The organism is Rhizobium sp. IBUN (assembly GCF_000510625.1).
GTDB classification, from domain to species: Bacteria; Pseudomonadota; Alphaproteobacteria; order Rhizobiales; family Rhizobiaceae; genus Rhizobium; species Rhizobium altiplani.
This window is the reverse complement of record NZ_AZNV01000038.1, coordinates 1-8,410: the sequence shown is the minus strand read 5'-3', so window position 1 is coordinate 8,410 and position 8,410 is coordinate 1. Positions and strand designations below refer to the sequence as shown.

Annotated in this window: 6 protein-coding genes and 1 pseudogene; 4 read left to right on the top strand and 3 right to left on the bottom strand. The window is 57.3% G+C overall.

The annotated features are described in order from the left end of the window. The first annotated feature begins 272 nt into the window (after window positions 1-272). Both RHIBUN_RS0125870 and RHIBUN_RS0125865 read left to right on the top strand, forming a co-directional pair. Window positions 273-1,319, top strand: coding sequence for a DUF3616 domain-containing protein (locus RHIBUN_RS0125870; protein ID WP_025661791.1), 1,047 nt, complete (start codon window positions 273-275; stop codon window positions 1,317-1,319). Window positions 1,320-1,458: 139 nt separating this feature from the next. Continuing rightward, the gene (locus tag RHIBUN_RS0125865; protein ID WP_025661790.1) at window positions 1,459-3,018 is read left to right on the top strand and encodes a peptidoglycan-binding protein; all 1,560 of its coding nucleotides are present in this window, start codon (window positions 1,459-1,461) and stop codon (window positions 3,016-3,018) included. Between the two features lie 198 nt (window positions 3,019-3,216). Here RHIBUN_RS0125865 and RHIBUN_RS0125860 read toward each other — a convergent pair whose 3' ends face one another. After that, the gene (locus RHIBUN_RS0125860; protein ID WP_025661789.1) at window positions 3,217-3,657 is read right to left on the bottom strand and encodes a helix-turn-helix domain-containing protein; all 441 of its coding nucleotides are present in this window, start codon (window positions 3,655-3,657) and stop codon (window positions 3,217-3,219) included. A 104-nt stretch (window positions 3,658-3,761) separates the two neighbouring features. On the opposite strand from RHIBUN_RS0125860, the gene RHIBUN_RS0125855 reads away from it, so the two are divergent. Next, a complete protein-coding gene (locus RHIBUN_RS0125855; RefSeq protein ID WP_025661788.1) occupies window positions 3,762-5,006 on the top strand; it encodes an MFS transporter in 1,245 nt (414 codons plus the stop codon). A gap of 65 nt (window positions 5,007-5,071) precedes the next feature. On the opposite strand, the pseudogene RHIBUN_RS36955 reads toward RHIBUN_RS0125855, so the two are convergent. Next, a pseudogene (locus RHIBUN_RS36955) lies at window positions 5,072-5,260 on the bottom strand (hypothetical protein); the annotation flags it as partial. A 165-nt stretch (window positions 5,261-5,425) separates the two neighbouring features. Between RHIBUN_RS36955 and RHIBUN_RS33985 the strand changes: the two are divergent. Further along, on the top strand, window positions 5,426-7,723 hold the full coding sequence (locus RHIBUN_RS33985; RefSeq protein ID WP_025661787.1) for a PBP1A family penicillin-binding protein: 2,298 nt from the start codon (window positions 5,426-5,428) through the stop codon (window positions 7,721-7,723). Window positions 7,724-8,056: 333 nt separating this feature from the next. Here the strand turns inward: RHIBUN_RS33985 and RHIBUN_RS0125845 are convergent. After that, window positions 8,057-8,410, bottom strand: a 354-nt coding sequence (locus RHIBUN_RS0125845; RefSeq protein ID WP_025661786.1) for a LysR family transcriptional regulator substrate-binding protein, incomplete at its 5' end; no start/stop codon positions are given.

The following is an 8,410-nucleotide window of genomic DNA, read 5'->3' as shown; positions in this document are numbered from 1 at the left end:
CGTTGTCAAGGTTGCCGGATACGATCAACCAACATCCAAATTCTTAAGCAACGCACTTTCTACTTGCATTAGCGCAACCTAAATTGCATATTATAAGCCTGAGGGCATCACCTTTAGCCGCCACTATCTACACGGAATTGCGTCGCTTAAGCTTGAGAACGCGCGCCGTTGAACCGGTTGTGGTTCGACCGGCAAGGCGAGCACCTAGTAGGCTGACGTATTGCAAACGGCATTGATGTTCTGCAACCACGGTACGGGCAGAAAGGTAAGCCATGCGTCTGGGCTTTCTTATACTGTTGACCTTTGCATGGACCGCCGACGTATGGGCCGATATCGTGCCGTCACCCGCCCCGTGGACCGTAACTCCCAATTTTGAAAAAAATGCCGACGCTCGCGAAGCGCTGAGCGGAGCGGCCTGCGCCCACAAAACCGGTCATTGTTTGGCGGTCAACGATGAAAAGAGGTACGCTCAGTTCTTTGACATTGTTGGAAGGACGATCGAGCCGAAAGAGGTTATCGGGTTACTGTCTGCCACGGTTGGCGGCATCGAAATGGACGAGATCGACGCGGAGGGCGCGGCTTACGTTCCAGCGACACAGACCGGCAAGCCATCATATTTTTACGTTATAGGTTCACATGGCCTTTCCAGGAACGGTGAGCTTCAGCTGTCTCGTTTCTCGCTGATACGGTTTCCTGTCGACGCGAGTACAGGGCGCCCCACCTTTTCGTTCAATGACGATAACCCAACTCCCGACATCGAGCGAAGCGCAGATTTGCGTGCGACGATCAAAAATATTGCTAACCTTGCCGCTCACGCCGAACAGAGGCTAGACCGCAACGGCGTTACAATTGAGGGGATTGCTTTTACCGGTGATGACACGCTCTTCGGCCTGCGCAGCCCGTGTGAGTCGGCACATGCCTTAATAATGAGAGTTCCAACAAAAGAGCTCTTCAGTAACTCCATACCGACGGGGACCACCAAGTCTCTTGGTCTCGGTGATAACGTCGGTGTTCGCGATCTGGCAAAAGTCAACAACGGCATCCTTATACTGGCCGGGAGAAGCGACGACAATCGGGGGGACCAGCAGTTCACCTGCGGCGAGCAGAGGACGCCCCCCAAACCCGTACCTTCGATTTGGTTCTGGAGCGGAAAGGATGCCGACGATGCGAAGCCCCTCGGAATACTCCCCGGCATAGCTCCTGGTGATAGCGCGGAGACGCTCCTTTTACTTGGCGAGACCGACGTGGCGTATCGTGTCCTCGTGCTGTTCGACGGTGTTTCAAACGGTGGCCCGGTGGAATTCTCGGTCGACAAATAACTCCATTGGAAATGACAAGTGCAGGCATTCCGCATTTCGCATCATGACATCCAGCATTCCAGAATTTGGATATCTAAGCGGCCTGTTTATCTGCCTAACAACGAGCCGCTGAACTCCTCATCAGGGCAAGGAGGTTCCGATGGCATACACTTTGAGCGTTGAAAATCTTCAAGACATGTTCCGGCTTGCAAACTTCGCCGCTCCGAGCAACCAGATTGTGTTCGTCGGTCTGCGCGGCACCTCGCCAGTCGACACGGCTGGGACCGATTTTACCGCACGCCACGATATGAACGATCTCGGCACGGACTATATGCATATGCGTTGCACCCTCATGCAGTGGGACACTGCGAATGGGGAATTCGCTGTTTTCCCGGCAAGCACTGTTCCTAACAAAAACGCCGTTCAGCATGCGGCGGCCAATGGTGGGCGTGGTGTGAATCAACTCGCAACATGTTTCTTGACCAAGACCGACTCTGTGGACCGGCGCTACTACAAAGGCGACCACGGCCTAAGTTCGCCCTTCGGACCGCACAGGGCCTTTCGAAACGACAACAGGCTCCCAGTTTGGCGTACTGGTGATGACACTGACTACGATGGTGACGACGACCTGCAGTTTACAGCCGTATTTGACAACATGCACTGCGCCCGCCAGCCAAATCCTGCGCTTCCGGGATATTCGTCGAACGGGTGCCAGGTTGTCGCCGGCGTTCCGGGGGGCTCGATCAGCAGCGGCTCACATGGTGAGCAAGGACCATGGAAGAAGTTCATTGAGAAATGTTACGGGATCGACCAGGCTCGCTACTCGTACGCGTTATTCGAATTTGGGGAAGCGCAGAGAACGGTGTCGATAGGCGCTGCGAACCGATCGCCGACTGTGCGATATGGTTCGAAAGGCGACCTGGTGTCCACGCTTCAGAAGGGATTGGTCCGTGCAGGGTACGATCTCGGCCCAGCAGGCGTGGATGGCGACTTCGGGTTCGCAACGCTTGCCGCATTGCGGGATTTCCAGAGGCGGACCTTTGGCGCTCAAGGCGTCGACCTAATCGCAGGAACGATGACGGCTTCCAAGCTCGGTATCTCATGGCCGACAGCGCCGGGAAGCTCAGGGAGCGACGGTTCGGAACCACGGCCACCGGCCGCCCACGAAGATGGCGGGACGTACAATGAAAAATACAGGGTGACCTTCAACAGTCTTTATCGAGGAGGGTTCTACTCCGCCGATCCCGACGATTTGGGTGTGCGCCGTTCAATTCGCACGAACAACCCGGGCGCTTTGAATATAACACCTTGGCAGAGAGAGTTTCGTGGCTATGTCGGGATTACGCAAGCTGATGGTGCCGGCAATAGAACCACCATCTATCGAACGCCCGAACATGGTGTAGGAGCGTGGCTGCATCTTCTTGTTATTCGGTACAACTATGGCTTTGACGGACAAATCCGGCTCGGTGAATTGGCAAGGCGTTATGCTGGTGTTGAGGACGAGGATTCAAGTGCGGTCAGAGGCTACATAGCCGGGTGGAAAAGACACTCGGGCAGAAACTATACGAGATCCACAACGGTAAGGATCGGATCTGACGAGGAGTTGCTCAGTCTAGCCCTCGGAATGTTCGGCCACGAAATCGGAGATCCCACACCCCTGTCGAAGGAGCAAATCACATTTGGATTCAAGCTGTATAAGGAAGGTCAGCTGCCAGACTGAACCTCGGGCACTGGGCTCTCATCCGCATCGTGATCGAAACCCCGTACGCATATCCACTCTCGCGTGGCCTGTCCGCCCATGTCCATTTTTTCAAGGCCCTAGTTAGGCCGGGATTTCGGGAATTCTCGACACGGTATGGCCGGAGAAAGCGCTGCGGCAGCAAGCAGCGGTCATGCGTACGCTCGTTCCTAAGCTACATCAGCCTGTTACCTGAGTGTCGCTCCAGACAAGAGAGCGACCATCGGCGGATCGGACCTCAAGGCGAGCGACTGGCGCGCGTTTTTCTCGGTCCACAAGCGAGGAACGAGCCTCCCCGTCAGTGAACAGGTAATCTTCACCCCATTGTCGGAGTGCAACAATAACGGGGAACAGACCGCGTCCCTTTTCCGTGAGGACGTATTCGCGGTATGCGGTTCCATCCGAGGCTGGCACGGTTTCGAAAATCCCTCGCTTCGCAAGGTCGCGCAATCGGGTCGACAACACCCCTTTGCTTATGCCCAGCCCGTTCTGGAACTCGCCAAAACGACGCTTGCCGTCGAAAGCGTCGCGAATGATCAAAAGCGACCACCAGTCGCCGATTGCATCAAGAGAACGCGCGACCGGGCACCCGGCATTCCAAAGACTAACCCGTTTCACCATCGCTATCGATCTCCAATCCAAACTGGTTCTATCTTAGAACTAGCTTTGAGGTGAGCCAAGTGGTTTCAACGTCAAACGAGTTGAAACCACGAGGAGCAGCCACGATGAGCGAGAACACAGCAGATGCCGCCAATAGGGTTCCAGCACATGGGTTGTCGAGAGTACAGACGCTGATCATCGCGGTGGCAGCAGGCATGAGTGTGGCCAATATCTACTACGCTCAGCCCCTGCTCGATCTCATGGCGCATGACCTCGGCATCTCGTCCTCCAGCATCGGTCTTGTCGTCACGCTGACGCAAGTCGGATACGGGCTAGGCTTGATCTTCATCGTGCCGATCGGCGATCTCACCGACCGCCGAAAGCTTACCATCATCCAAGGGCTGCTTTCGGCGATCGCTCTTATCGTGGTGGCGACGGCCGGGGCCAAGACGATACTGTTCGCTGGCATGAGCGCGGTCGGATTGCTAGCTGTTCTCGTTCAGATACTCGTTGCCCAGGCCGCGGCCCTGGCGACGCCGGCTCAACGCGGCGGCGTGGTAGGCACGGTCACCAGCGGCGTCGTAACCGGCATCCTCGCAGCTCGATCCGTTGCCGGCACGATTGCCGATTTCGGCGGATGGCGGACGGTTTATCTGACATCTGCGCTGCTCACGGTCGCGATGGTCGGTATCCTTGTGCGGGTGCTGCCACGGCGGGCGGCAGAGCGCCATCCCGAAACATATCTCGACGCTCTCGTCTCCGTTCCATCCACGTTCCTGCGCGAGCCGATTCTTCTCTTTCGAGGCATTCTCGCGCTTCTGATCTTTGCATCCTTCAGCACGTTCTGGACCTCGCTGGTGCTTCCACTCAGCGCTCCGCCATTTTCCTATTCCCATACCTTGATTGGGCTGTTCGGATTGGTTGGACTGGCAGGTGCGATTGGAGCAACATCCGCTGGAAGACTTGCAGATAAAGGCTACGGTCGATGGACGACCGGAATTTCCCTTGCGCTCCTGCTCGCATCCTGGGGTCTGATCGCTTTCCTTCCACTCTCCATTTCAGTGTTGTTAGTTGGCGTGTTCGCGCTCGACTTGGCAGTCCAAGCCGTCCACGTGACCAACCTCAGCGTCGTGGTGAGCGTGCATCCGCACAAGAGTGGCCGCCTAATTGGAGGCTACATGATCTTTTACTCGATTGGCAGCGCTCTGGGCGCGATCGCCGCAACGGCAACCTACGCGCGGTATGGCTGGTCGGGGATTACTACCTTGGGAGCAGCTTTCAGCGGGTTTGCGCTCGCAATGTGGATCTCCAGCCAGCTTTTCAGCGAACTTAGATCGAACAATCGTTCGGTCGAATGTCCCCACGGATGAGAGCTTTGGGGCCGATAGCCGGATGCAGCCAATATCCTGACCGTCCGTGCCGTTCGGCATTCAGTCTAGCGTTCAATCGGCTTGTCGCGGGCGGGCGCTCGCGAGCAAGTTACATGGTCAACCGCCCGGTTGAGAGCCTCTCTCCGGGGCCTGGCCAGCGACCGTGCGATATCGACGATGTCGTCGCGTGAGGCAGTTGGATCCTCCCGGTTCCACGCAACCCCGAGCCCGATGCGGAAGTCGCCCCGATCAGCGTTGCACGCCCACTTGGTCAGGCTTGCTTTCCGAAAACGACACTGAGGCCGTCATCGCAACCAATAACATCACGTTCATGTAGAGGAAGGTGAGAGTGGCCGCCCCGCGCGTTGCAACTCGACCAAGGCGCGCTATCTTATGAACCAATCGTTGAGCGGTAACCTATGCCACGCCATTCAAAATCCTCTATTGCGCGTGCCAGTGGCGCCGACAAAGAACCGAAAGCTGAGGCAAGCCTCGCACACGATCCCAATTCTCACGAGCGAGAAGAATCCGGGTCGTTCTCTCAAACCGATCAGGCCCCCTCTCCCAGAACTTTTAGCGAGAGCAGGCAGGCAGTATTCAATCTTTGCCGTGCGCTCCGCCACGATCTGCATACATTCTTCACCTCGACCAAGGTGACCGCAAAGGCCGGAGCTTCCCAACTGTGGACGAAACTTAAGGCTTCGAAGCGAGTGTCTGTCAGACCGGTTGCTATTCGTCTCTGGTTGGCGATTGCACTTCCGAAAACCTTCACGCGTGTTCGCAGTCTTTTCATGGAGCTGATCAGACGCAGCCGGCAGGAATGGCTTCACACCAGCGGACTGAAGATCACGGTCGCATCCATTTTTGTTGCCTTCGTGCTGTTTGGAAGCAGCCTGTTGGTCTGGGCGCTGAAGGATGTTCCCTGGAGCGAGATCCGCGCCGGAACCCTGAAGCCCATCGTGGTTTTGGAAACTTCAAATGGCGAGCCGTTGGTCAGACAGGGGCCCTACCAAGGCCCCTACGCGCAATACGAAGCGTTTCCACCGCATCTGGTCGATGCCGTCCTGTCGATCGAGGATCGGCGGTTCATGGATCATTTCGGTATCGATGTCCGAGGTATCGGAAGGGCGCTGGTACGAAATTTCGCGGCTGGTACGGTCGTAGAAGGTGGCAGCACGATCACGCAGCAACTAATCAAGCTGCAATACCTCGACAGCGACCGAACGATGAAGCGAAAGATCCAGGAGTTCGTGATCGCCATTTGGCTGGAGTGGAAACTGGGCAAGAAAGAGATCCTCACGCGTTATCTGAACACCGCCTATCTTGGGGCCGGCGCAACGGGGATGCCTGCGGCCGCGCGGATATATTTCAACAAGGACATTGGTGCGCTCGACTTGGCCGAATCGGCAATGCTTGCGGGATTGCTGCGAGCACCGAGCCAGTGGAATCCGATCGACAATTTCGAAGGCGCCCGGCAACGGACCTCGGTCGTTCTCGACACGATGGTTGCCAACAAAAAGATTACAGCGTCGGTAGCAGAGAGCGTTAGAGCGCGCTTTGCTCAGTTGCATCCGACGGCACCTCCGCCGCGCGCCGGAAGCTGGTTTGCCGACTGGATCTCGCCCCAGGCGAGCGAAATCGCCGGAACATCGCCGGGATCGACCACTGTCCGCACCACGCTCGTTCCACACTTGCAGCAGATCGCTGAAAGGGTCGTCAAAAGAGCTCTGGACACTGAAGGAAAAACGAGGGGGGCGTCGCAAGCGGCATTGGTTGTGATGATCCCAGACGGAGCCGTCGTCGCGATGGTCGGGGGTCGCGACTACAAACAAAGCCAGTTCAACCGGGCGGTCACGGCGATGCGGCAACCGGGCTCGACTTTCAAACTGTTCGTCTATTATGCAGCCCTCAAGGCCGGCTTGGGCCTAACCGACCAAATCCTGGATGCCCCGATCGAGGTCAATGGATGGACGCCGGAGAATTCCAGTGGCCGCTACCGCGGCTGGGTCACACTCGCCGAGGCATTCGCGCGGTCGCTCAACGCGCCCGCGGTGGCGCTCGCTCAGGAGGTTGGGCTCGACAAGGTGATTGCAGCAGCACGAGAACTCGGAATTAGCGCGCCGCTCGCCAACACGCCATCACTGGCTCTCGGCACATCGGAAATCAGCCTTCTTGACCTCACCAGTGCCTATGCATCCGTCCAGCTCGGCAAAGCACCCGTTGAACCTTGGGGCATCGTTGATTTTCAGGCGTCGGGACAGGAAAAGTCGTTTCGGGTTGGTCCTCCGGCCACACCAGCCACTGATCTAGCGCAATATCAGCCTGATCTGCTTCGCCTACTCCAGTTGGTCGTCGAGCGGGGCACGGGGCACGATGCCGACCCTGGCTCTTTCGCAGCCGGCAAGACCGGCACGAGTCAAAATAATCGCGATGCTTGGTTCGTGGGTTTCACAGGCCCACTCGTTGCCGGCGTATGGGTTGGCAATGATGATGATACGCCGATGAAGGGCGTCACGGGCGGCGATCTTCCGGCGCATATATGGCGGGATTTCATGCGCGAAGCGCTGGCGGAGCCCGGGGCGAACCCACTTGTCGGTACACAGGCCACGCCACAGTCCTGCAACGTCAGGGCCTGCTCCCGTAGCTATCGTTCTTTCCGCCCGTCCGACTGTACATATCAGCCCTATTCTGGCGAACGGCGACTCTGCGAAAAGTGAACCCAGATGATGGGACTGATGGAGCTGACCGACGGTCTGTTCCACCTGCCTGTCGTGCTGCTCGCTTAGGCACTAACGGCAACGTACTTCCCTAATTGTACCGCTAGCGCAATAGTTGCGGGACGTGATGAGCCGCTGTGCCTATCACCTTTGTGGTGACGGTCATGCGACATCCCGCCCTATCTCATGAACGTCGGCAGATGCGGGCGCTGACTATATTTTCATCCTGAACCATCTGAGGCACGTTACTGGGCTCAAACGCTGGACCTCAACGACGCGGACGCCATCCTTGCTGATCACTGGACACCGAGGCGGGATGTCCCACGACCCACTCTACCGCCTTGCCCTTGCCAGCGACCGTGCAATGTCGACGATGTCATCGCGGCCAGCGGTTGGGTCCTCTTTACTCCAGGCAATGCCAAGCCCGATCCTAAAGTCGATCCCGCTTACCTTCTTCAGCTCGAAGCCGCGATTGGGAAGATCAAGCGTCCACTCCGGGGCAAAGCCGATGCCAAGCCCGGCAGAGACCAGCGACACCAGCGCATAGGTGTCATCGCAGCTGAAGGCAATGTTGGCGGTGAGGTGGTATTCCGCGAACTTCTCATTGAAGTATCTTTCCGTGAACGACAGGTTCTGCCGGTTGAAGGCGATGATCTTCTGAGTGCGCAGATCATCGATGCTGATCTC

Coding starts and splice junctions, on each gene's coding strand:
- RHIBUN_RS0125870 (WP_025661791.1), top strand. CDS start 273: ATGCGTCTGGGCTTTCTTATACTGTTGACCTTTGCATGGACCGCCGAC.
- RHIBUN_RS0125865 (WP_025661790.1), top strand. CDS start 1,459: ATGGCATACACTTTGAGCGTTGAAAATCTTCAAGACATGTTCCGGCTT.
- RHIBUN_RS0125860 (WP_025661789.1), bottom strand. CDS start 3,657: ATGGTGAAACGGGTTAGTCTTTGGAATGCCGGGTGCCCGGTCGCGCGT.
- RHIBUN_RS0125855 (WP_025661788.1), top strand. CDS start 3,762: ATGAGCGAGAACACAGCAGATGCCGCCAATAGGGTTCCAGCACATGGG.
- RHIBUN_RS33985 (WP_025661787.1), top strand. CDS start 5,426: ATGCCACGCCATTCAAAATCCTCTATTGCGCGTGCCAGTGGCGCCGAC.